Here is a 23,757-nt window from a genome sequence, read left to right as displayed (position 1 = left end):
GAAACAAGACAATGAGCCAGACGGCTTACAGAACACATCATGCCACTGAAGTGACCGAGGCCCTGGTCGGCCAGAAGGTCACCCTCGCCGGTTGGGTTGACCGACGCCGTGATCACGGTGGCGTGGCCTTCATCGACCTTCGTGATTCGACCGGCCTCGTGCAGGTCGTCATTTACGACGAGGATATGGCCCGCCCGCTGCGCAGCGAATTCGTGATTCAGATTACCGGCGAAGTGCGCCTGCGCCCGGATGGCAACGAGAACACCCATCTGGCAACCGGCAAGATCGAGGTTGTGGCCGAGACCATCGAGATCCTCGCCAAGTCCGACGCCCTGCCGTTCCAGGTTTCCACCGCTCTTGAGAATGAGTCCGAGAACAAGCTGCCTGGCGAGGACGTGCGTCTGAAGTACCGTTACCTTGACCTGCGCCGCCCGTCCATGCAGCACAATCTGAAGCTGCGTTCCGACATGGCTAAGGCCGCCCGCCACGCGCTGGAAGACATGGACTTCACCGAGGTCGAGACCCCGACCTTCATTAAGTCCACCCCGGAAGGCGCCCGCGACTTCGTGGTGCCGGCCCGTCTGGTGCCTGGTTCCTGGTACGCCCTGCCGCAGTCCCCGCAGCTCCTCAAGCAGCTGCTCATGGTCTCCGGTGTCGAGCGTTACTACCAGCTCGCCCGCTGCTACCGTGATGAGGACTTCCGCGCCGACCGTCAGCCCGAGTTCACTCAGCTCGATATGGAGATGGCCTACGTGGACCAGGAAGATGTGATGGCCATGACTGAGAAGGTCATCGCCGCCATCTGGAAGTCCGCCGGCTATGAGGTCCAGCTGCCGCTGCCGCGCATCACCTGGAAGGATGCGATGGACAAGTACGGCTCCGACAAGCCGGACCTGCGCTTCGGCAACCCGCTGGTGGAGCTGACCGAGTACTTCAAGAACACGCCGTTCCGCGTGTTCCAGGCCCCGTACGTGGGTGCCGTGGTCTTCAAGGGCGGTGCCGCCACGCCGCGTCGTCAGTTCGACGCTTGGCAGGATTGGGCTCGTCAGCGTGGAGCCAAGGGCCTTGCTTACGTGGTCTTCGGCGAAAACGGCGAGCTCAAGGGCCCCGTCGCCAAGAACCTATCCGATGAGGAGCGCAACGGCCTACGCGAGGCCGTCGGTGCCGAGGAAGGCGACGCCGTGTTCTTCGCCGCCGGTTCCCGCGAGTCAGCCCAGCTGCTGCTGGGTGCCGTGCGTGTGGAGCTCGCCTCCCGCGAAGGCCTGCTGGATCCGAAGAAGTTCGCTTTCACTTGGGTTGTGGACTTCCCGCTGTTCAAGCCCACCGACGATCCGGATGATGACGATGTGGCTGTCGGCCACTCCAAGTGGACCTCCATGCACCACCCGTTCACCATGCCTTCCAAGGATTGGATCGACAAGTTCGACAAGGATCCCGAGCACGCCATGTCCGACTCCTACGACATCGTCTGCAACGGTGAGGAGATGGGCGGCGGTTCCGTACGTATCCACCGCGACGACATCCAAGCCCGTGTGCTCGATGTGCTGGGCATCACCAAGGAAGAGGCCGACGAGAAGTTCGGCTTCCTGCTTGAGGCATTCAAGTACGGCGCTCCGCCTCACGCGGGTCTGGCCCTCGGTTGGGACCGCACCGTGTCCATCCTGGCCGGTGCAGACTCCATCCGCGACGTCATCGCCTTCCCGAAGGCCGGCGGCGGCCGCGACCCGCTGACCGGTGCTCCGGCCCCGATTTCCGACGAGCAGCGCGCCGAGACTGGCGTCGACTACGACCCGGACGCCGACGAAAACTAATCTACGGAGCGTATACCGCTTTTCCTCAGCACTCGACGTACTTCAGTGCGCCTTCGGCTTCGGACGGCGGTCTCCGCACGCGTAGATTAATTTTCGAGGAGTAATGCTCCGGTGCTATTAGCCGCAAATGGCCCTTGGAATAATTCCAAGGGCCATTTGCTTTTTGCGGGTGGGGCCCAATGTGCCAAATACCTGCCAAGGGGTGCCAAATACTCCGCCCGATGGCACCTCCGCCATGCGGCAAACCTCGCACCATGCGGTGTCCCCCTTGGCGTTTGCCGATTATCCTTCCATGGGGCGGTAACTTCCTCATGGGGCGGTAAACAACCCATGGGGCGGTGAAAACCCCATGGGGCGGTAGGTCAAAATGGCTTAATTCCGCGGTTTCACAATTTCTTCAAACCGCCCCATGGGCAAATTACCGCCCCATGAGGAGCGATCGCAACTCCGTATTTGATCAATGTTGTGATGCTTTGTTGTGTTTTGCTTGTTTCCGCCTCCTGTATTCCCCTTTGCGCGCATTGATGGTAGGCTGCCGTCTATTAATACCCGGCATGAAGGTTGAGGACGGCCAGGAAGCGGTATTTGCATCGCGGTGGCAACCTCTTGTGCGAAGGCACGTTGTTTGGCGGTGTTCCACAGGTCATCGGCGAACACCTCGATGACGGTCCAGCCCAATTGCCGCAGACGTCGACGTTTTTGCTGGTCCCGCACATATTGTTTGCGGAAGCGACGGTGATGATCGCCATCATATTCAATAGCGACTTTGTATTGTGGATAAGCCATGTCAACGGTGTAGGTGTATCCGTTCTCTGAATCGGTAATGCCATATTGTGTTTGCGGTATGGGCAGGCCGAAAAGCATAAGCGCCAAGCGTGTACGAGTTTCCTGAACGGAATCCGATGGTTTTACGAGCTTCAGCGCCGCCTCACAACGCGCACGGCCAATAACGCGGTGAAAGGCCGTTAGTCGTTGAGTGAATTGTTCAATGGCATATCCATAACGTCTGATGAGCGCTTCAGCCAGCACCACTAATTCAGTGAGGTTGAGATATTGGGCAAACTGTATCCATGCATCCATGGGATGCATGCAGGTTACGCCGTTTGAGAAAACGATACTGTTGAACTTTGCATTCCATATGCGATAGTCGACATTGTCCAATGAAGAGCGGGTCCCCTTGCTCCTCACCGTCACATAAAAATCCTTCTGCGGCAACGTGCTGTGCCTCGGCAACTCCACGCCGCATAATTCCAATGCGGTATACAGCGAGAAACACAACGTGCGTTTCGTGCGCACTTTGCCCAGCAGATTCCAACAGGCCGTGTTCTTGGCCGTGGCTTTGGCGTCAAGATCTTTGCGCAGATAGTTGTTGATTTCGCCATTGTGCGGCACTTCGCTGTATCCGTTCATGCGCCGAGCGTAGCGCATTCCACGGTGGCACAGGGGCAAAACCGAAAAATGGGAATAACTTAAGCGGCGCGAACCGGTTATCCACCGGCATATCGTGTGCCGCGCCCGGTTATCCACCGCGCTTCGGGAGTGTCGTCCACCGTATAACAGCACTCATCGTGTGCGAACAGCTAGCCACGCTCAAAATGCCTAGCGCATTTATACGAATACGACATGGGAAACGGCGAGACCAGCCCCACACAATACAAAGTGACCGCCAGCCATGCGCCCGACTGCGGCATACACGGCAGCAACGCCAACGACACCAAGGCCAAACATGGAATCAGCAGATAGGACAACACGTGCCCGCTTTGCCGTCGCAGCAACGTCTCGGCCACCACGCAGCAGGCAATCAGCGCACAGCAGACGCCGAGCGATGCGCGACTCAGCGAGAATGTATGCCGATGCCCAATGCCGCCTTCACGATGTCTGATGCGGAAATGAGACATCGACTGAGCAACTGTGTGGACATACTGTGAACACGTTGGAAACGTCGGTGTGTTATCCTCCCACTCATGTCTGAAACGAACAATGAAACAGCAGTGCGTTCGCGCACGACAAGCACAACATCACCAAGCAAGGCCAAATTGACCCCGCTGGTTCCCGGCAAAGAGGACCCGAACCGTCCGCTAGTCGAACTGACCCACGTCGAAAAGCACTTCGGTGCTTTGCACGTCCTCAAGGACATCAACCTGACCGTCGCCAAGGGTGAGGTGCTGGTGGTCGTGGGCCCGTCCGGCTCAGGCAAGTCCACGATGTGCCGCACCATCAATCGCCTCGAGACCATCGATTCCGGCGACATCCGCATCGACGGCAAGCCCCTGCCACAGGAAGGCAAGGAGCTCGCGAACCTCAGGGCCGAAGTTGGCATGGTATTCCAGTCGTTCAACCTGTTCGCCAACAAAACCATTCTTGAAAACGTGACGCTGGCCCTCATCAAGGTGCGTCACATGGACAAGAAGGAAGCCGAGCAACTGGCCATGGACCTGCTCGCCCGCGTGGGCGTCGACTCCCAGGCCAGCAAGATGCCCTCCCAGCTCTCCGGCGGCCAGCAGCAGCGTGTGGCCATCGCCCGCGCGCTCGCCATGCGCCCCAAGGTCATGCTGTTCGACGAGCCCACCTCCGCACTCGACCCGGAAATGGTCAACGAAGTGCTCGACGTGATGGTCGAACTCGCGCATGAAGGCATGACGATGATCTGCGTGACCCACGAGATGGGCTTCGCGCGCAAGGCCGCCGACCGCATCGTCTTCATGGCGGACGGCCAGATTCTCGAAGAGAACACGCCCGACGAGTTCTTCGAGCATCCGCAGACCGACCGTGCCAAGGACTTCCTCTCGAAGATCCTCACCCACTGACGAACCCACTGAAAGACGGGTACGTAATCCAATGACATTCACCAATACGTTCAAACGGAAGGCTTGCCGCGTGATCGCCGCGCTCGCCGCCGTGGCCTGCACAATGTCGCTGGCCGCCTGCGGCGCGGACGAAACCGGCAAGATCCGCATCGGCATCAAATTCGACCAGCCCGGCCTGGGCTTCAAGAAGTCCGGCACCTACGTGGGCTTCGACGTGGACGTGGCCAAATACGTCGCCAAGAAACTCGGCTATTCCGAAGACCAGATCATATGGAAGGAAGCCCCCTCCAAGCAGCGTGAGGCCATGATTCAGAACGGCGACGTGGACATGATCCTCGCCACCTACTCCATCACCGACGAGCGCAAGAAGGCCGTCTCCTTCGCTGGCCCGTACTTCGTGGCCGGACAGGATCTGCTCGTGCGCAAGGACGACAACTCCATCAACGGCCCCGAAGACCTGAACGGCAAGCGCCTATGCTCCGTCACCGGTTCGACCTCGGCCGCCACCGTCAAGGAGAAGTTCGCCTCCGAAGTCCAGCTCATGGAACAGCCCGGTTACGCCGAATGCGCCACCGCCCTGTTCTCCGGCATCGTGGACGCGGTAACCACCGACGACATCATCCTGGCCGGCCTGGCCTCCGCCTCGCGCGGCAAGCTCAAGGTGGTCGGCAAACCGTTCACGCAGGAATACTACGGCGTGGGCATCAAGAAGGGCGATACGCAGCTGGCCACCAAAATCAACAACGCCATCGTGGACATGATTCAGGACGGCTCGTGGGAGAACGCCATCAGCGATAACACCAAGGGCACCAACTACACGCCCGACGTACGCTACAACCCGCCCACCCCGGACGAAGGAGAGGAGGCCTGATGAGCGGATTCCTGGAACTCTTCAGCCAGTATGACGTGCTCGGCGCGTTTCTGGTCAATATCGAACTGACCCTATGGTCCGCCCTGTTCTCCCTGATCCTCGGCGTGATCCTTGTGGTGATGCGCATCTCGCCGATTTCCTCGCTCAGGGCCGTGGCCGGTGCGTATGTGGAACTGTTCAAGAACCTGCCGCTGACCATCATCATGGTGTTCATGGTGCTGGGTGCCTACGCGCAGCTGAAGCTCAGCTTCTCCGACACCTTCACCACGAACTTCTTCTGGCTCGCGGTCACCGGCCTGAGCCTGTACACGGCGGCGTTCGTGTGCGAATCTCTGCGTTCGGGCATCAACACCGTGCCGATTGGCCAGGCCGAGGCCGCACGAGCGCTGGGCTTGGGCTTCATGCAGTCCGCCACCGAGATCATTCTGCCGCAGGCCTTCCGAGGCTCCGTGGCACCGCTCGGCAACACGCTGATCGCCCTGCTCAAGAACTCCACCGTGGCCGCCGCCGCATCCGTGGCCACCGAAACATCCTCGCTGATGAGCGAGATGATCGAATTCCGTCCCGACGTGATCATCCAAATCTTCCTGATCTTCGCGCTCGGCTACGTGATCCTGATCATCCCCATCGGCATGCTCACCACGTACCTGTCCAACAAACTCGCCGTAAGGAGGTGACGGATATGGCCGATACTTCGAATTCCGTGCTGTTCGACGCGCCCGGTCCCAAGGGCCGGCGCACCATTCGCATCGTCAACTGGATCGCGGGCATTCTGTTCGCGGTGGTGCTCGTGCTTATCCTCATGCGCCTGCACAACCCGCCGGACGGCGAGAACCAGCTCAGCTGGGAGCTGTGGAAGCCCGCCGTCGAACGAGAGGCGTGGACCGACTTCTACCTGCCCGGACTGTGGATGACCATCAAGGCCACCATCGTGGCCGTGGTGGGTGCCGTGGTGTTCGGCTTGGTGTTCGGCGTGGGCCGACTGCTGCCGAACCCGTTGGTACGTGGCGTCTCCGCCGTGATCGTCGAGTTCTGCCGTGCGGTTCCCGTGCTGCTGCTCATGATTTTCTTCTGGCGATGGTTCGCGTTCGCGGGCCTGCCCAGCCCGTCCTATTGGGCCGTGGTGCTGGCCTTGGTGCTGTACAACGGTTCGGTGGTCGCCGAACTGGTGCGCTCCGGCGTCGGCAATCTGCCGGGCGGCCAGCGTGAGGCCTCGCTCGCTTTGGGCCTGACCGAAACGCAGTCGCTGATGGAGATCGAGGTGCCGCAGGCCGTCTACGCCATGCTGCCGGCCGCCGTCACCCAGCTGGTCGTGGTGTTGAAGGACACCGCCCTAGGCTCGATCATCATGTATACCGACCTGCTGCAGGAATCGCGCCGACTCGGCTCGATGTACTTCAACATCCTGCAGACGCTGGTCATGGCCGCGGTGATTTACTTCATCGCCTGCTGGCTGTTGTCGAGGCTCGCCGAATGGCTGCCCTCGCGCATGCAGCAGCGTACGGCCGCACCCGCCGAACCCGAGCCGCTGGCGCCGATCGCCGCCGGCGACCCGTCCAATGTCAACCAGATCGCTGTGGCCAAGGAGGTCGAAGAGCTGCCGCTGGGCGGTACGCCGCGCAAATACCATGTGCATCACCGTGGCACCAACGCCTCGATTCGCAACTGGCGGCGCACCCGCTACGAACAGGGATATGACGCCACCCAGCCCGAGTCACAGGTTGACCCGGAAACCGGCGAATTCCAGGAGTCTCAAAAGCCTGAGGACAAGCCAGAGGCCTGACAGTCAGCTCAATCGCCGCTAAGCCGGCACGAAGAATTTACTGAGTGTTTGACTGGGCTCCGGCTACGTAGCCTTCACGGAGGATAGGTTGGAACATATGAAGATGTTCCGGCACCTATCCTCCGTTTTTGCTATTGCGACCATTGCGCCGCTGGCGTTGGCGGCCACGCTAGCCGTGACGCCTGCAATCGCACAGGCCGACCAGCTGCCCAACCCGGATTGGGTGGCATTGCTCTCCGACTACGAAAAGAACTATTGGCAGGCCCCCACCGATGCCGAACACGGTGGCAAGGTGCTCGACGCCGATACAATGAAACTCGACGAAGATTTGGCCGTGGCAATTAACCACAAAGCCGCCGAAAATCTCGATAAGGATGGCCTGAACGCCCAACGCAAGCGTGCGCTCGTCGACTCCGATCTGCAAGCCGAGGAAGCCATGCCGGACGCGCTCGGTCCGGTGCTTGGCAAATATATGAGCGAAGGGCTCAAATCCGGGAAACTCAACGCCGTCGCCGATATCTTCTCCTTTAACGTGGCCTCCACCTACGCCTCAAAACGTGCGGCCATGCATCCGCGCCCCTATCTGAACCGTGCGGAAAGCAGCTACGGCGGCACTAACGATCTCGCCGGACTGCCCGCCACGCTTGACATCAAGCAATCACCCTCATGGCTCGAACACGTGCCCGGCTACTCGAACTTGCAGAAAAACAGTTCCTACCCCTCCGGCCACACTACCGGCGCCTATTCGTGGGGTATCGCGCTGGCCGGCATGATTCCCGAACTCGCGCCGCAAATCATGGCCCGCACTTCGGAGGCCGGCAACAACCGCATCGTGCTCGGCGTGCATTATCCGCTTGACATCATGGGCGGGCGCATTGGCGCATCCGCCCAGAACGGGCAGTACTGGCATAACGAATTCGCTTCGTCCATCGTGCCCGCGTCCCGGCAGCTGCGGGACTATCTGGTGTCCCGCTGCGCCGCGGACGGCCACGGCACTACCCTCGCCGCCTGCATCGCCAACACCAAGGCCTCCGGTTCGGGCGGCTACACCAACGATTTTCTGGACCCGGTGGCCACCGAGCCGGTCGCGGACCAGGCCTCGGCCGTGCGCGTCTACACCGCACGCCTGACCTACACCTTCCCGCAAGACACCGCCCAGTCCGGCGCTGATTTCGTGGCACCGCGCGGGGCGGCGGACGTGCTGCGACTGGCCTATCCCGAACTGCACGCCGATCAGCGCAACGCGATTTTGAAAGCCACTGCCTTGGATTCCGGATACCCCCTATGGCAATCGAGCGACGGCTGGCAGCGTATCAACTGGGCCAAAGCCCTGTGCGCCCGCGTCACCTTGGATAAGCACGGCGATGTGGCCAAGGTCGAGACCGCCGACCAAGTGGCGCTTACCGGCCCGAGTGTGGTCAATGCCCAGTACACCGACGCGGGCAATCACCCGGCGTCGGATAGCTCGGCGGGTGAAAACAGTGCCATTGCGGCCGGACCGGATCTCGCCACCCTCCATGCCGCGCAACGACCGGCGTTGATCAGCGTAGCTATCGGTACCGCTGTAATCGCGATTGTCGGCGGAATACGGACGGTTCGACGCAAATCCAAGAACTAGCTTCAGCAGTAATTCAGCCAAAGTTCAGTTTGGAGATCTGCCGAGTTTGCCTTCATACGGTGTCGGCTTCATTTCTCTCTCATACCCTCGGGGTGTCATCCGCCGAAGAGCATCATGCTGCGGCGGCACAACCCGAGGAAGGAACGGGAGTAATGTTCCACACCAACAATTTCACCGCGATGTCGCGGCGCGCCATCGCGCTGCTCACCGCTGCGGTGACACTGAGCAGCATCGCCCTGATCGGCGTGCCCGCTGCGGCTGCGGACGAGCAGCAGGCCACTGCCGAACAGAACACGGCTGCCAAACCATCCGTAATCATCAACGAGGTCTATGCCGGCAATACGAAAGCTGCCGGAGACCCGGATAGCAAGCGTTGCGATTGGGTCGAGCTCAAGAACACCGGCTCCACAGACGTTGACGTGAAGGGCTGGGGCATCTACGACAGCGGCAAGAAAGCCAAGAAGCACTACACCATCGGCACCAGCGAAGTAACGAATACGGACACCGTCATCAAAGCCGGCGGATATCTGGTGGCATACATCGACCCCGACAAGGCCGAGCCCGGCCTGGGTTCCGATGCCGACGAAGCCTATCTGACCACTACCAGCGGCGACTTTACCGATAGCGATGTGGTGGATTCCACGTCATGGAATACCGATACAACCGGCGTGAAGAAGATGAGCGACAGTCAGTCGTGGTCCCGTAAGGACGATGGCACTTTCGCGCTTTCCGATACGCCCACGCCCGGTGCACAGAACGTGTTCGATGACCCGACTCCGACTCCGCCCGCCGGCGAGACCATGACCGTGGACGCATGGTCGGGATTGGCCGATGTGACCACAGTGGATGCCGAAGGCGAATTTGGCGCCAAAGGACAAGGCGGCGACCACACTGACGGCAATCTGTCTGGTCTGGTGTATGAAGCCGGTAAAGACGGCAAGCAAGGCGTGCTGTGGGCGGCCGACAACGATCTGAACCCCACGCTCGGCAACACCGCTGATAAGGGCCCTGGCTCCATCAACAAGTTCGTCTACCAGAACGGCACATGGCAGCAGGATCCCACTGATGGCTGGACCTTCACCAACAACGGTCAGACCAAGGGCGGCAAGCAGCTGCACTTCAAGGACGGCAAGGGCGGTGTGGACTCCGAAGGCATCACGCTGATCAACGGAGATTCATCCAAGGGCATATTCATCGGCGCCGAGCGCGACAACGAAAACAAGAATGTGCCGCGGCCTTCCATCCTGCAGTATGACGTGACCGAGAAAACCACCGACGCCAACGGCGACGGAGCGCACGATCTGAACGCTACGCACGAGTGGAATCTCATCGCAGCACTCACGCAGTTCGGCGTGACGCTGGGCCACGGAGCGGACGCCAATCTTGGGGTGGAAGGCATAGCCTTTATTCCCGACTCGGTCCTGACCGCCAACGGATTCCAGTCCAACCTTGACCCGAAGAACGTAATGACCTACGACCCGGACGGTTTCGGCAATGATTTCGGCGGTCTGTTCTTCGCCGCACTGGAGAAAACCGGCCATATCTACGCCTTCGCACTGCAAACCGTGAATGATGAGGACCTGGTGCATCCGGTGGCCGACATCGACCTGCCGCAGTCCGCAGTGAACGCCGGCTATGATGGTCCGCGCGATCTGACTTGGGACGCCGAGCACAACCAGCTGCTCGCCCAAAGCGACAATGATGCGAACACCGGTGCCAAAATCGGTACCTACGAGTTCAAGAACGGCGTGCTGCAGCTGACCAAGCTGACCGACACTCCGGATGAAATCCGTACGCAGAACACCGAAGGCTTTGCCATCACCCCCGATGCCGAAGCCACCAAGGTGGTGGATGGCAAGGTGTACAAGCCGGTGTGCTGGGCAGACGACGGCGTGACCAATGGCCATTCATTGCGTATGGGCTATATGGCAACCAATCAGCCGGTTCCCGCCAGCACCACCATCAATCTGCTGAACTTCAACGACTTCCACGGCCGTATCGACAAGAACCTCACCGTGCCGTTCGCCGCCACCATCGAGCAGCTCAAGGGCGAATACCCTGACTCATCACTGCTGCTGTCCGCCGGCGACAATATCGGTGCTTCGCTGTTCAACTCTTCGGTACAGCAGGACCAGCCGACCATCGATGTGCTTAACGCTTTGGGCGTCAAGGCTTCGGCGGTGGGCAACCACGAGTTCGATCAAGGCTATGCCGACCTTACCGATCGTGTGATTGGCAAGGAGGGCGCGCGCAACGCCCAATGGGATTACCTCGGTGCCAACGTGTACAAGAAGGGCACCACAACCCCGGCTCTGCCCGAGTACAGCATTCAGGAAGTGAACGGCGTGAAGGTCGGCATCATCGGTGCGGTCACTCAGAAAACCGGCACATTGGTGGCTCCCGGTGGTGTCAAGGACATCGAATTCGGCGATCCGGTGGAGGCCGTGAACCGTGTGGCCAAGCAGCTCACCGACGGCGACGAATCCAATGGCGAGGCTGACGTGATTGTGGCCGAATACCATGAGGGTGCAGCCTCCAATGAAGATGACGCCACCGCCAAGCCCACACTTGACGAGCAGAAGGCCGCCAGCCCCGTGTTCAAGAAGATCGTGGACGATACCGATGCGGCAGTGAACGTGATCTTCACTGCACACACCCACATGAAGTACTCGTACACCGATCCCGCGCACAACAACCGGCCGATCATCCAGACCGGTAGCTATGCCGCCAACATCGGCCAAGTGGTGCTCACCTACAACACGGCCACCGGTGCGGTGTCTTACGACAAGTCCGGTAACACGGCCGTGCAGGTGGCTTCGCAGCCCGCCGACAAAAATGATCCGCACTACAACGATTACGCCGAATACAACGATGGCCTGCTCGCCGCCGCGAATCCGACTGTCGCCAAGGTGAGGGACATCGTGTACCAGGCTCTTAAGATGGCCGATGAAAAGGGCGGCGAGAAGGTCGGCAAGGTGTCTGCGGATAGCACCACCGCATTCAAGGATGGCAAGCGTGACGACCGCGCCTCCGAATCGACCATGGGCAATCTGGTGGCCGATGCGCTGCTCGATTCGCTCAAAGGCGAGGACCGCGGCGCGGCCGAAATCGGTGTGGTCAACCCCGGCGGTCTGCGTGCCGAATTCTGCAAGTCCGGCACCAATGACGCCTGCACGCTCGATGCCGACGGCAATATCACCTACGCCCAGGCCAACGCTGTACTGCCGTTCCTGAACAACCTGTGGACCACCACGCTTACCGGCGCGCAGTTCAAGGAAGCGCTGGAACAGCAGTGGCAGACGAACGCGGACGGCAGCACGCCATCGCGCGCGTATCTGCAACTCGGACTGTCCCACAACGTGAGCTACACGTATGATCCGGATGCCGCGCAAGGCCATCACATCACCTCGGTGACCGTCAACGGTGAGCCTCTGGACCTGAAACGCAACTACCGTATCGGTTCGTTCAGCTTCCTGTTGGAGGGCGGCGATAACTTCCGCGCCTTCGCCCAAGGCACGAACACCAAGGACACCGGTCTGGTGGACCGCGACGCCTGGATCGACTATCTCAAGGACAACAATCCGGTTGCCCCGCGCTACGACCGCCGTGCAGTGGCCGTCACCGGTATCCCGACCGGTGCGGTCAAGGCCGGTGGCTCGTTCACCCTGCACTTCTCGAAGCTCACGCTCACCTCGCTGGGCGTGCCTGACGAGACGAAGCTGACCGCCACCATCGGCGAGCAGGTGGTCGGCGAAGCGCAGGTTGCGAATGGCGATACCGCCGAGCTCAAGGTCACGATTCCCGCCGGAACCAAGACCGGTGATATCAGCCTGACCGTAACCGGTGCGACCAATAAGACCACGGTCGCTCTGCCCGTTGCCGTTACCGGAGTGTCCACCGGGACGGACGACAAGGATAACGGCAACCATAGCGGTAGCGTCAATGCCAATGGCAGCACCAAGCCACAGCAGACCGAACATACGGCCAATACCGGTGCCTCGGTTGCGTTGGTTGTGGTTCTGGCGACGCTGTTCGCTGCGGGTGGCGTCACCATCGTGGTCAAGCGTCATGATGCGGCGCGCAAGTAGCGCTTGAAGCCGCGTGCGCTGGTCGGATGCTTCAGCATGATGCCGACGATTTGCTGGTCGGTGATGATATCTTTCTCGTAGTAGATCGTGCCGTCTTCCTGATGGCTCAGGTATGTTTCGGGCCGTTTGCCGCTTCTTTATGTACTGCAAAACGGGCGGGGGATTGGCCGATAGGGACGAGAGAGAACGGAGAGAGTATGAAGTGCCAGGTTTGCGGAACGGAGATGCCGGAGGGAAGCCGATTCTGCACGGAATGCGGTGCGCCGATGGCACAGTCTGCGCCAAGCCCAAGTCCTCAGTCGATGGATGGCCCGACGCTGGTACCGGCTGCTCCCCAGCAGGTGCCAGCGGGTTCGATGCCGTTGCCCCCAAGTTTCAACACGGCGAATGCACCTACTTCGACATTGTCGACGGCGCCAGGCAACGGTGGCGCTGCGCAGCCGCGTTCCGGTGGGTCTGCCGGAAAGAAGATATTGCTGGGGGTCGTCATCGCACTGGTTGTGGTAGTGGGTGTGCTTGTTGCTTTGGTGGCAACCGGTACCGTGCATTGGTTTGATGGCGGCGCATCGTCTCCCAACACCACAAGTTCCGGCACCGCAACCAAACAATCCGGTAACCAAGGCAGCGCATCGAAGTCGAAAGACAAGGCCAAGCCTGCCAAAACCTGCGATGCCGCTCCCGATATGACAGTCTCCTCGATCAAGAGCGAGAGCGATAATCTGATAGTCACGATTCTGGCCACTTCGAATTGTGATGATAAGAACGCATCCACGAAATTCAATGATTCGGCCACCCGACTCACGTTGCAGGACAGCGACGATAATGTCGTGGCCGATGCCGTGTTCGATTTTTCGGGTCTATTCCACGTATACCGCACAGCTGTCCAGCAAGCGTAAGGGTATGGAGGCTGAAGGCAAGACCTGGAACTACCGCGATATTCTTGCGCAATTCATCACGATGCACAACAAGAATTCAAACGTACTGCTTATCTGGTCGGGTGACTGGCCCGCCTACAGCAGCAATTCCGACAAATACTATGTGATTCTTGCCGGTGAGGGCTTCGACTCGACAGATGAGGCTTGGAATTGGTGCAAAGCCAACAATTACGGTCCGAACGACTGCATGCCTATAGATTTGCAGTAACAGGCGAAATGTGAATGTCGCTACGTTGCTAGGTCTCCTGAGTTACAAGACGTACAATCGGGAGCATGGCCAAGGACGACGACAGAACCAACGAGCCTGAAGAGGCCGGCAAGTGGGGTACGGCCGGAAAATCCTCAGGAAAGAACAACAAGAACGGCAAGGGAAAGGAATCCAAAACCGATCGACGGATCGACAAGGTATTACAGCTCGCGGTGGATCGCATAGACACCATCGACTCCAGTGCCAGCGTGCCTGAACGACTGGCGCGTGCGGCGAAATCCAGTGAACTGCTCAGCGCCGTATGGTCGTTGCCGCCCGCTCAACGTCTTATGTTCCACCACGGCATGCAGGTCACTGATGTCGAAGGCGATTCCACTCCCGGATTCGACGGCAATAAAGAGGACGCCGAGAAGTTCATTTCGATCAGCTCCTCCGAAATCGCCCGATACCAGCGGCTCATGTACGCGAATGGCGTCAAAGGCTCGACACGGCGGCTGCTCATCGTGCTGCAAGGCATGGATGCCTCCGGCAAGGGCGGCATTGTGCGTCACGTGTTCAGCCAAGGCGACCCGATGGGCATCCATTACCATGGCTTCGGCAAGCCTACGGCCGAGGATCTCGACCACGACTTCCTCTGGCGTGTGAAGCGTGAATTGCCCAAGCCGGGGTGGATTGCCGTATTCGACCGCTCCCATTATGAAGATGTGGTCATGCCGCACGTCTATGGCACCTATCCCGAAGACGTATGGCGTGCCCGCTACGACCAGATCAACGATTTCGAACGTGAACTGGCCGCCAGCGGATGCGCCATCCTCAAGATCTTCCTCGTGGTAAGCCAGGAAGAACAGAAAAAACACTTTCTTGGGAGGCTGGATGATCCCACCAAGTTCTGGAAATTCGATATCTCCGACCTCGAGGCCCGCGACCGATGGGATGAGTACATGTTCGCTTGGCAGGAAGTGTTCGAGAAAACCAGCACGGCCGCCGCACCGTGGTACCTCGTTCCGGCCGATAACCGCTGGTATTCGCGAGCCGTGGTCTCCGAACTGCTGCGCACCACCTTGAAGAACATGAACATGACCTGGCCTCCCCTCGAACCCGAGGTGGACCCCGACGAGGTGCGCCGCCGGTTGGCGTGAGCGATCCTCCCATTGGCGGAGCCAAGCGCATGGCACAGCTCTTCGCATGGCTCCGCCCGCTGGCGGGAGGCGTCGCATAGCGACGGAGGGCGGCTCGTGCCGTCGGAATAGGCCACTAGGTAGACTGAGCATTATGACTGACGAGAAGGAATACGGATCCCTGGGGCGGCTGGCCCCCGAATGGGACGGTGACGAGCGTGAACGGAATCTTACGGCCGATGACATCTACGAACGATTCTTCGGCTGGGTGGAAGACATCAAAGGCATCGAACCATGGCCGCATCAGGAAGAGGCCATTATGGACCTCTTGGCCGGCGACCATGTGATTTTGAATACCCCGACCGGTTCGGGCAAATCGCTGGTGGCGCTTGGCATGCACTTCGCCGCCCTGTGCACTGGCCGCCGCTCCTATTACACCGCTCCGATCAAGGCGCTGGTGTCGGAGAAATTCTTCGACTTGGTCGAAGTGTTCGGCCGCGACAACGTCGGCATGATCACCGGCGACAGCCACATCAACGCGGACGCGCCGATCATCTGCTGCACCGCCGAAATCCTCGCCAATCAGGCTTTGCGCGAAGGCACCCATGCCGATGTGGGCCTCGTGGCGATGGACGAATTCCATTATTACGGTGATCCGGAGCGCGGCTGGGCGTGGCAGGTGCCACTGCTCACGCTGCCGCAGACCCAGTTCCTGCTGATGAGCGCCACACTCGGCAATGTGGACGCCATCGCCGACAAGCTCTCCGATCTGAACGACACCCCGGACGTGGATGTAATCGCCGACGCGCCGCGACCGGTGCCGTTGAGCTACGAATACACGCTCGACCCGATGGAAAAAACCGTGGAACTCGCCTTCCGCAACGGCGAAACCCCGATTTACGTGGTCCACTTTTCGCAGGACGCCGCATTGGAGACCGCGCAAGCGCTCGCCTCCACCGGTGTATCCAGCAAGGAACAGCGCCAAGCCATCGCAGAAGCCATCAAAGGCGTCAAGTTCACCACAGCCTTCGGCAAGATTCTGCAGCGACTGCTGCGCACCGGTGTCGGCATCCATCATGCCGGCATGCTGCCTCGCTACCGCCGCCTGGTCGAACAGCTCGCCCAGCAGGGTCTGCTGCCGGTGATTTGCGGCACCGATACATTGGGCGTCGGCATCAATGTGCCGATTCACTCCGTGGTGCTCACGGCCCTGACCAAGTTCGACGGCACCAAGATGCGCCGCCTGCGCGCCCGCGAATTCCACCAGATTGCCGGACGAGCTGGCCGTATGGGATTCGATACCGAGGGACTGGTGATCGCCGAGGCTCCCGAATATGAAATCGAAAACCAGAAAGCCATCGCCAAGGCCGGGGGAGATCCGAAGAAACTCAAGAAGGTCAAGCGCAAGAAGGCGCCGGAAGGTTTTGTGACCTGGAACCAGAGCACGTTTGATAAGCTCATCGACGCCGAACCGGAAACCCTGGTCCCGCACCTGAAAATCACGCATTCGATGGTGCTCAATGAAGTGGCGCAGGGCGGTGACGCCCGTGCCCGTATCGACGATCTCATCGACGATTCCGCGCAGACCCCCGACCAGAAGGAGCATCTGCACCAGCGGGCCGACGAGATCTTCCAAACCCTGTTCGATACCGAAGTCATCGAAACCGAGGACCGCAAGGACGGCGGCAAGGACTACTACATGACCCTTGATATGCCGGACGACTTCGCCCTCGACCAGCCGCTCTCCCCGTTCCTGCTGGCCGCGCTCGAACTGCTCGACCCCGAGTCCGACACCTATGCGCTGGACGTGATCTCCATGGCCGAGGCCACGCTCGAAGACCCCAAGCAGGTGCTGCGTGCCCAGGAGCGTCAGGCCCGAGACAAGGCGATGGCCGATATGAAGGCCGACGGACTCGACTATGACGAGCGTATGGATAAGCTGCAGGAGATTACGTATCCGAAGCCACTGGAAGACATGCTCGAAGCCGCGTTCGATCAGTACCGCCACGATGTGCCGTGGGCCAACGACTACTGGCTGTCGCCGAAATCCGTGGTGCGCGACATGGTGGAAACCGCCTCCGACTTCACCGGATACATCACCCGATACAACATCGCCCGCTCCGAAGGCACCCTGTTGCGCTACCTCTCGGACGCCTACCGCACGCTGGCGCGCACCGTGCCGCCCGAAAAGCGTGACGAGCAACTCGAAGACATCATCTCGTGGCTGCGCGTGCTCGTGCGCTCCATCGACTCCTCGCTGGTGGACGAATGGGAGAACGCCGGTGACTCGGCTGACCAATCCGAGGCTGCGGCATCCCTGGCCGCGCCCGGCGCAAAAAGCGCGGTGGTCGAGGACCGTCGTGGTCTTACCGTGCTGGTGCGCAATGCCTTGTTCCGCCGTGTGCGGCTTATGGACCTTGACCAGCCGGACAAGCTCGGCGCGCTCGACAAGGACTGGGGCTACGGCGTGCACGAATGGGAAGATGTGCTCGACGACTACTACGACGAGCACGAGTACGTGGGCATCGGCGCCGAAGCACGCTCGCCCGAACTGTTCATGTTGGATGACAAGCACGAGAACGACGAGCATACGTGGAAGGTGCGTCAGATTATCGATGATTCCGATGGCGATCACGATTGGGCCATCGAAGGCATCGTGGACCTCGACGCCACCCAAGACACCGGCGAAGTAGTCTTCCGCGACTACAAGGTGAGTAACTGATTCCTTTCTTGGCTCCCCTCTCTGAGGGAAGCCAGGGTGCAGCTCGAACGTCTGTTCGAACACTGGGGTACTATAGGACGTTATGAGTGAGAACGATTTGTTTGGGGCGGCTGATGCGCCGGAGTCGATGACGCGGCCGTTGGCGGTGCGCATGCGTCCACGCACTTTGGACGAGGTGATTGGCCAAACGCAGGTGTTGGGCCAGGGCTCGCCGCTGCGCCGCCTCGCCAATCCGGCCAGCAAAGGCAGTCTCACCGCGCCGAGCTCCGTAATCCTGTTCGGCCCTCCAGGCGTCGGCAAAACCACGCTCGCCACCATCGTGGCCGGCCAATCCGGCCGCGTGTTTGAGGAACTCTCCGCCGTGACATCCGGCGTCAAAGACGTGCGCGACGTACTCACCCGCGCTCACGAACGGCTCGTGTCACGCGGCCAGGAAACCGTACTGTTCATCGACGAGGTACATCGCTTCTCCAAATCCCAGCAGGATGCGCTGCTTCCCGCCGTCGAAAACCGCGACGTGACCTTTATCGGCGCCACCACCGAGAACCCGAGCTTTTCCATCATCAAACCGTTGCTCTCCCGTTCGGTGGTCGTCAAGCTTGAGTCATTGGAGCCTGATCAGCTCATCGAACTGGTGCAGCGCGCGCTGACTGATGACCGCGGTCTCAGGGGCGAGGTCAAAGCCACGGACGAAGCCATCGCCGACATCGTGCGCATGGCCGGTGGTGACGCACGCAAGAGTCTCACGATTCTGGAGGCCGCGGCTGGCGCGGTCACTGGCGACGAAGCCCGCAAAAAGGGCGCACGCCGACCCATCATCACCCCCGAAATCGTGGCTACGGTAATGGACACCGCCACCGTGCGCTACGACAAAGACGGCGATGACCATTACGACGTGATTTCCGCATTCATCAAATCCATGCGGGGCTCCGATCCGGATGCCGCCATCCATTATCTGGCACGCATGCTGAAAGCGGGTGAAGATCCGCGCTTCATCGCCCGTCGCATCATGATCGCCGCCAGCGAGGAAGTCGGCATGGCCGCCCCGCAGATTTTGCAGGTCACCGTGGCCGCGGCGCAGGCCGTGGCGCTGGTCGGCATGCCCGAGGCACGTATTATTTTGGCCGAGGCCACGATTGCCGTGGCCACCGCGCCCAAATCAAACGCCAGCTATAACGCCATTAACCAGGCGCTCGCGGACGTGGATGCCGGCAAGATCGGCGCTGTTCCGCTGTATTTGAGGAACGCCCCCACCAAGCTTATGAAAGAGTGGGGCAACCACGAGGGCTACAAGTATGCGCACGATTGGCCCGGTGCCGTGGCGCCACAGGAATATATGCCCGAAGAGCTGCGTGGCACCGAGTACTACCATCCCAACGATCGCGGCTACGAACACGAAGTCAGCCAGCGTCTTGCCAAGATTCGCCCGATGTTGCATGGCGGGGAACCCGAACAGAAATGAACATAGGGGAGTAAAGTGTAACGCAACAATAACAGTGGGAAAGGGAAGACAAACACCATGGCGACCATCTTCATCGTGGACGACGATCAGGCCATCGGCGAAATGCTTAGTCTTGTTTTGGAAAACGAGGGATTCCAGACCGTGACCTGCCTGGACGGGCTGAGGGCTGTGGAAATGTTCCCCATCGTCAAGCCCGATTTGATTCTGCTTGACGTTATGCTCCCCGGGCTGGACGGCACGGGGGTGGCCCGCCGCATCAGAGCTACCTCTAATGTGCCGATTATCATGCTCACCGCCAAATCAGACACACTTGACGTCGTGGCCGGCTTGGAAGCCGGGGCCGACGACTACGTGCCCAAGCCCTTCAAAGTGGCCGAATTGCTGGCGCGTATCCATGCACGCTTCCGCATCGCCAAGCCGGCCGCCGAAGACGGTGCCACCGGTGGCGCAAGCGGTGGCAATGCAAACGTCAACCATCTGGAACGCGGATCCATCGTCATCGACCGTTTGGAACACACCGCCACCAAGGATGGCAAGGACCTGAATCTTACTCCGATGGAATTCGAGCTGCTGTTCATGCTTGCGGCCGCCGCCGGCGAGGCCATCAGTCGTTCCAGCCTGCTCAAGAATGTCTGGGGATACGAGAATTCCGGCGATACGCGCCTGGTCAATGTGCATGTTCAACGCCTTAGGGCCAAAGTGGAGGACGACCCCGAGAACCCGCAAATCGTGCAGACCGTACGTGGCATCGGCTACAAGTTCGTCACTCCTGAACAATGAACCTGCGCCCTCGATTCAGCCTCAAACGCTTGCTGCGCCACGGACGCGCTGAAGTTCGTCGCTCGCTGCAGGCCCGCACCGTGGCCCTCACCGTGATTCTTACACTGGCCGTGGCCATCGTCTTCTCTGGCGTATCGATGGTATCAGTGCGCGCCTCGCTGCTTACCCAAATCACTTCGCAGTCGCGTGCCGACTATTCAAACATGGTGCAGCAGGCCCAAACCAGTCTGGACGCGGCCGATGTCTCCGCCACAGTGCAGATCCAGCAGCTGGTCAATGACTTGGCGTCCTCGTTGCAATCCGAGGGGCCCTCCAACCTGATAGGTGTGTATTTGTGGAGTCGTGATACCAACTCGCGTGCCATCATCCCCGTATCCACCGAACCCAGCTATCAAAGTCTGATTTCTGATGACATCCGTTCGTCCGTGGCCTCCGACTTGGATGACAGCGTGTTCTATCAGCCGGTCGAAATTCCCGGTGATTCCGGCATGTCGGGCAGCGGGACGCCCGCAGCGGTGCTCGGCACCGTATTGGACTTTGGCGTGGCCGGCAACCTCGAATTCTTCGCCATTTATTCGTACACGTTCCAGCAGCAGTCCTTGACGCAGATTCAGCTCAGTCTGGTGGTCATCTGTGCGTTGCTGTCCATCGTGGTGGGCGTAGTAATCTGGCTGGTGATTCGTGGCATCGTGCGCCCGATTGAACGAGTGGCAGCGGCCTCGGAAACACTGGCCTCCGGCAATCTCGATATGCGCGTTACCGTGAATCGTAAGGATGAGCTTGGTGTGCTGCAGCAATCCTTCAATACGATGGCTGATGCGCTCAACCAGAAGATTGATGAGCTGGAGGAAGCAAGCGTTTTCCAGAAACGATTTGTGTCCGACGTCAGTCATGAATTGCGCACCCCGGTGACCACCATGCGTATGGCTTCCGACCTGCTCGAAATGAAAAAAGACGGCTTCGACCCCTCCACCAAGCGTACGGTCGAACTGTTGGCCGGCCAGATCAGTCGATTCCAAGACATGCTCGCCGATCTGTTGGAAATCTCCCGCTACGATGCCGGTTATGCGGCACTTGACCTTGTGGAAACCGATTTATGCGAACCAATTGAAACGGCAGTGGACCAAGTTGCCGGCATCGCCCAAGCCAAACGGGTGCCGATTCACACGTATCTGCCCAATGTGCAGGTTTTGACTCGTATCGATTCGCGTCGAGTGATTCGCATCGTCAGAAATCTGTTGGCCAATGCCGTCGATTTCGCTGAGGACCGGCCGATCGAAGTGCGTGTCGCGGCCAACCGCAAAGCCGTGGCCATCAGCGTTCGCGACTATGGCGTTGGTATCGACGAAGACAAAGTCGCTCATGTATTCGATCGATTCTGGAGAAGCGACCCTTCACGTTCGCGCGTTACCGGCGGCACCGGATTGGGCTTGGCCATCGCCATGACTGATGCCTTGCTGCACCACGGTACTATCCGTGTACGTTCGGCAGTGGGGGAGGGCACCTGGTTCTTGGTATTGCTGCCGCGTGACCCCGACCAAGGTGAGGTGGCGGACGCTGAACTGCCGGTGAATTTTGCTTCTGAAACGCCCGATGACCTGCGTATTACCGGTGGGTTTGGTGTGGCCACCAGCCAAGTCACACATGATTATCATGAGGTTCGCCGCGACACGATGATGGGGAGGCCGCTATGAGACGAGTGACCAGAACGATTGCCGCCGCAGGCGCGGCCATAGTCTGTTGCGTCACGATGACGGCATGCTCAAGTCCGTTCGGTTTGCCGATTAGCGGCTCGGTGCAGACTCTGGCACCGGTGGAACAGCAGACTCAGCGTGTTTACACCAATCCTCAGGGACCTGCGGACGATGCGCAGCCGGAAACCATCGTCAAAGGGTTCTATGATGCCATGCCTGCCGGCGTACAGTCCGATGGCTACCGTGTGGCCCGTGAGTTTCTGACCGGTTCGGCGTCGGCCGGATGGAATGGCGATTCCTCGGCACTGGTCTACAGCGGTACGCCGGATTTCCGCCGCCGTGCCAATACGATGAGTACCCCGCAAGGGGCGGAGAGCTCGCTGATTGTAGAAGTACAGCTCCAAGTGGTCGGCTCTCTGGACTCGCATGGCGTGTATACGCCGACAGATAGCAGCACGATCAGCAAAGTTCCTTATATCTTGATTAAAAGAAGCGGCCAGTGGCGCATCTCCTCGTTGGAGAACGGCGTGGTGATATCCACCGCCGATTTTGAACAAGTCTTCCGCCAAGTATCCGTGTATCAGGTGAGCACATCCGGCAAACAGCTCATACCGGATGTTCGATGGCTGAGCTGGCGCAACTGGCGCACCCAGGCAGTCGGTGAAGTACTCTCGGATGCACCCTCCTGGTTGGAAGGAGTGCTGCGAGGCACCGGCTTGCCTACCATCAAACTCGCGGTCGACAGCGTGCCGGTGAAGAACAATGTGGTGGAGATACACCTTAACAGCGGTATCAATGCGTTGAATGAGGAAGAACGAGGCCTGCTGGTACATCGCATCCGTCTGACTATGGGCGACGGCAATGCCGAATACGCGCTGAAGATTACCGGCGACGGAGTGGACTATTCTGATGCCGACGCAAATGTGAAACTTACTACCGAGCAGCCGACAGCGGGCGTATACACGTTGACCGGTGGGCATATCGTTTCCCTGGCCAGCTCCAGTCCGTTGCGTGTAGGGGAGGCCCCCGGATATGACGATGCTCGGGGCTTCGTTTTTTCCTCATCCGGCGGTGCGGTGTTGCGTGCGGACGGTGTCGTCGAATGCCTGAAATCTGATGGTGCGTCCTGTGGGGTGATGTTCTCCGGCGAGTCGATGCGATCGATTACCGAAGGTCTGGATGGCGAAGTATGGGCTGTATCCGAGAACGGGCGCGAATTGCATGTGTCAGATGGGGGTAAGGAAACCGATCTGAAGCTTGATTGGCTTGGCGCTGCCGACAGCATTGTGGCATTGGCGGTTTCTCCGGAAGGGTGCCGATTGGCGTTGGCAGTCGAGGGCGAGGACACGAACGGCGTGATGATGACCGGTGTGGCGCGCAACGGTGATAAAACACTGAGCGGTCTGAGCAAAGCGGCCACCCAAGTGAGTGTGCTCAGACACGTCACCATGCTCACGTTCTACAACGATCTGAATCTGGTGTACGCCACCACACCTCCTGAGGGAAACAGCGAACAACAAGAGGCATGGCGTCAAATGGCACCAGGCCCGGCCAATGCGCAGCGTCTGCCTAATGGAACCATAACGTCGATGGCATCGGGGCAGATTAGCCTGTCCCGTCGCCTGGCCATTGTGGACGATTTGGGTATTGTTCGCTCCGTTTCTGGCTCACTCGACGGTTCCTGGACCATCGCCGATAGCCAGGTCACTGCCCTCGGTGCGCAGTAGATGGTATAAGAAAAACGGTGTTCATAATAACCTTTCTTGTTGTATGAGGCAACGGCTTTGTCGCTCGGCTGGCGAGCGGCATTGCCGCTGCGCAACCAATCACTATTATTGGTCTGTTATCAAGGCAAAACAG

General features: G+C 59.7%; 15 protein-coding genes and 1 pseudogene. 15 read left to right on the top strand and 1 reads right to left on the bottom strand.

What is annotated here, in order from left to right; all coding sequences use genetic code 11:
• Positions 1 to 11: 11 nt before the first annotated feature.
• A complete protein-coding gene (gene aspS, locus BLLJ_RS07395; RefSeq protein WP_007053205.1) occupies positions 12 to 1,811 on the top strand; it encodes an aspartate--tRNA ligase in 1,800 nt (599 codons plus the stop codon).
• A 457-nt stretch (positions 1,812 to 2,268) separates the two neighbouring features.
• Here aspS and BLLJ_RS07390 read toward each other — a convergent pair.
• Positions 2,269 to 3,221: pseudogene (locus tag BLLJ_RS07390) on the bottom strand (endonuclease domain-containing protein).
• Positions 3,222 to 3,775: 554 nt separating this feature from the next.
• Here BLLJ_RS07390 and BLLJ_RS07380 point away from each other — a divergent pair.
• From BLLJ_RS07380 to BLLJ_RS07315, 14 genes are all read left to right on the top strand, one after another.
• On the top strand, positions 3,776 to 4,618 hold the full coding sequence (locus BLLJ_RS07380) for an amino acid ABC transporter ATP-binding protein (RefSeq protein ID WP_162094060.1): 843 nt from the start codon (positions 3,776 to 3,778) through the stop codon (positions 4,616 to 4,618).
• 31 nt (positions 4,619 to 4,649) lie between these two features.
• Positions 4,650 to 5,489 (top strand): glutamate ABC transporter substrate-binding protein, encoded by an 840-nt coding sequence (locus BLLJ_RS07375; protein ID WP_012471745.1) that lies wholly within the window; start codon positions 4,650 to 4,652, stop codon positions 5,487 to 5,489.
• The gene (locus BLLJ_RS07370) at positions 5,489 to 6,166 is read left to right on the top strand and encodes an amino acid ABC transporter permease (RefSeq protein ID WP_007055631.1); all 678 of its coding nucleotides are present in this window, start codon (positions 5,489 to 5,491) and stop codon (positions 6,164 to 6,166) included. The genes BLLJ_RS07375 and BLLJ_RS07370 overlap by 1 nt, the downstream gene beginning before the upstream one ends.
• Positions 6,167 to 6,171: 5 nt before the next feature.
• Positions 6,172 to 7,272 carry an amino acid ABC transporter permease gene (locus BLLJ_RS07365; RefSeq protein WP_007055633.1) on the top strand — a complete coding sequence of 367 codons (1,101 nt, stop codon included), beginning with the start codon at positions 6,172 to 6,174 and terminating at the stop codon, positions 7,270 to 7,272.
• Between the two features lie 97 nt (positions 7,273 to 7,369).
• Entirely contained in the window at positions 7,370 to 8,890 is a 1,521-nt protein-coding gene (locus tag BLLJ_RS07360; protein ID WP_013141102.1) for an acid phosphatase, read from the top strand.
• Between the two features lie 152 nt (positions 8,891 to 9,042).
• Entirely contained in the window at positions 9,043 to 12,978 is a 3,936-nt protein-coding gene (locus tag BLLJ_RS07355) for a 5'-nucleotidase C-terminal domain-containing protein (RefSeq protein WP_013582856.1), read from the top strand.
• 26 nt (positions 12,979 to 13,004) lie between these two features.
• Entirely contained in the window at positions 13,005 to 13,874 is an 870-nt protein-coding gene (locus BLLJ_RS10550) for a zinc ribbon domain-containing protein (protein ID WP_080557739.1), read from the top strand.
• Positions 13,875 to 13,878: 4 nt separating this feature from the next.
• Positions 13,879 to 14,121: a hypothetical protein gene (locus BLLJ_RS07345; RefSeq protein WP_007058714.1), complete on the top strand. Its 243-nt coding sequence runs from the start codon at positions 13,879 to 13,881 to the stop codon at positions 14,119 to 14,121.
• Positions 14,122 to 14,186: 65 nt separating this feature from the next.
• Positions 14,187 to 15,260, top strand: a complete 1,074-nt coding sequence (locus tag BLLJ_RS07340) for a PPK2 family polyphosphate kinase (RefSeq protein ID WP_007055606.1) — start codon at positions 14,187 to 14,189, stop codon at positions 15,258 to 15,260.
• Positions 15,261 to 15,393: 133 nt separating this feature from the next.
• Positions 15,394 to 17,961 carry a DEAD/DEAH box helicase gene (locus tag BLLJ_RS07335; RefSeq protein WP_013582854.1) on the top strand — a complete coding sequence of 856 codons (2,568 nt, stop codon included), beginning with the start codon at positions 15,394 to 15,396 and terminating at the stop codon, positions 17,959 to 17,961.
• Between the two features lie 82 nt (positions 17,962 to 18,043).
• Positions 18,044 to 19,423, top strand: a complete 1,380-nt coding sequence (locus BLLJ_RS07330; RefSeq protein WP_007053218.1) for a replication-associated recombination protein A — start codon at positions 18,044 to 18,046, stop codon at positions 19,421 to 19,423.
• 57 nt (positions 19,424 to 19,480) lie between these two features.
• The gene (mtrA, locus tag BLLJ_RS07325; RefSeq protein ID WP_007053219.1) at positions 19,481 to 20,203 is read left to right on the top strand and encodes an MtrAB system response regulator MtrA; all 723 of its coding nucleotides are present in this window, start codon (positions 19,481 to 19,483) and stop codon (positions 20,201 to 20,203) included.
• Entirely contained in the window at positions 20,200 to 21,897 is a 1,698-nt protein-coding gene (gene mtrB, locus BLLJ_RS07320) for an MtrAB system histidine kinase MtrB (RefSeq protein ID WP_007053220.1), read from the top strand. The genes mtrA and mtrB overlap by 4 nt, the downstream gene beginning before the upstream one ends.
• On the top strand, positions 21,894 to 23,624 hold the full coding sequence (locus BLLJ_RS07315; protein WP_032735545.1) for an LpqB family beta-propeller domain-containing protein: 1,731 nt from the start codon (positions 21,894 to 21,896) through the stop codon (positions 23,622 to 23,624). Before mtrB ends, BLLJ_RS07315 begins: the two co-directional genes overlap by 4 nt.
• Positions 23,625 to 23,757: the final 133 nt, after the last annotated feature.

The organism is Bifidobacterium longum subsp. longum JCM 1217, assembly GCF_000196555.1.
Classification (GTDB): Bacteria; Actinomycetota; Actinomycetes; order Actinomycetales; family Bifidobacteriaceae; genus Bifidobacterium; species Bifidobacterium longum.
Note: the sequence above shows the minus strand (reverse complement) of the source record. Positions and strands in the feature narration are given on the sequence as shown.

Coding starts and splice junctions, on each gene's coding strand:
- aspS (WP_007053205.1), top strand. CDS start 12: ATGAGCCAGACGGCTTACAGAACACATCATGCCACTGAAGTGACCGAG.
- BLLJ_RS07380 (WP_162094060.1), top strand. CDS start 3,776: ATGTCTGAAACGAACAATGAAACAGCAGTGCGTTCGCGCACGACAAGC.
- BLLJ_RS07375 (WP_012471745.1), top strand. CDS start 4,650: ATGACATTCACCAATACGTTCAAACGGAAGGCTTGCCGCGTGATCGCC.
- BLLJ_RS07370 (WP_007055631.1), top strand. CDS start 5,489: ATGAGCGGATTCCTGGAACTCTTCAGCCAGTATGACGTGCTCGGCGCG.
- BLLJ_RS07365 (WP_007055633.1), top strand. CDS start 6,172: ATGGCCGATACTTCGAATTCCGTGCTGTTCGACGCGCCCGGTCCCAAG.
- BLLJ_RS07360 (WP_013141102.1), top strand. CDS start 7,370: ATGAAGATGTTCCGGCACCTATCCTCCGTTTTTGCTATTGCGACCATT.
- BLLJ_RS07355 (WP_013582856.1), top strand. CDS start 9,043: ATGTTCCACACCAACAATTTCACCGCGATGTCGCGGCGCGCCATCGCG.
- BLLJ_RS10550 (WP_080557739.1), top strand. CDS start 13,005: ATGCTTCAGCATGATGCCGACGATTTGCTGGTCGGTGATGATATCTTT.
- BLLJ_RS07345 (WP_007058714.1), top strand. CDS start 13,879: ATGGAGGCTGAAGGCAAGACCTGGAACTACCGCGATATTCTTGCGCAA.
- BLLJ_RS07340 (WP_007055606.1), top strand. CDS start 14,187: ATGGCCAAGGACGACGACAGAACCAACGAGCCTGAAGAGGCCGGCAAG.
- BLLJ_RS07335 (WP_013582854.1), top strand. CDS start 15,394: ATGACTGACGAGAAGGAATACGGATCCCTGGGGCGGCTGGCCCCCGAA.
- BLLJ_RS07330 (WP_007053218.1), top strand. CDS start 18,044: ATGAGTGAGAACGATTTGTTTGGGGCGGCTGATGCGCCGGAGTCGATG.
- mtrA (WP_007053219.1), top strand. CDS start 19,481: ATGGCGACCATCTTCATCGTGGACGACGATCAGGCCATCGGCGAAATG.
- mtrB (WP_007053220.1), top strand. CDS start 20,200: ATGAACCTGCGCCCTCGATTCAGCCTCAAACGCTTGCTGCGCCACGGA.
- BLLJ_RS07315 (WP_032735545.1), top strand. CDS start 21,894: ATGAGACGAGTGACCAGAACGATTGCCGCCGCAGGCGCGGCCATAGTC.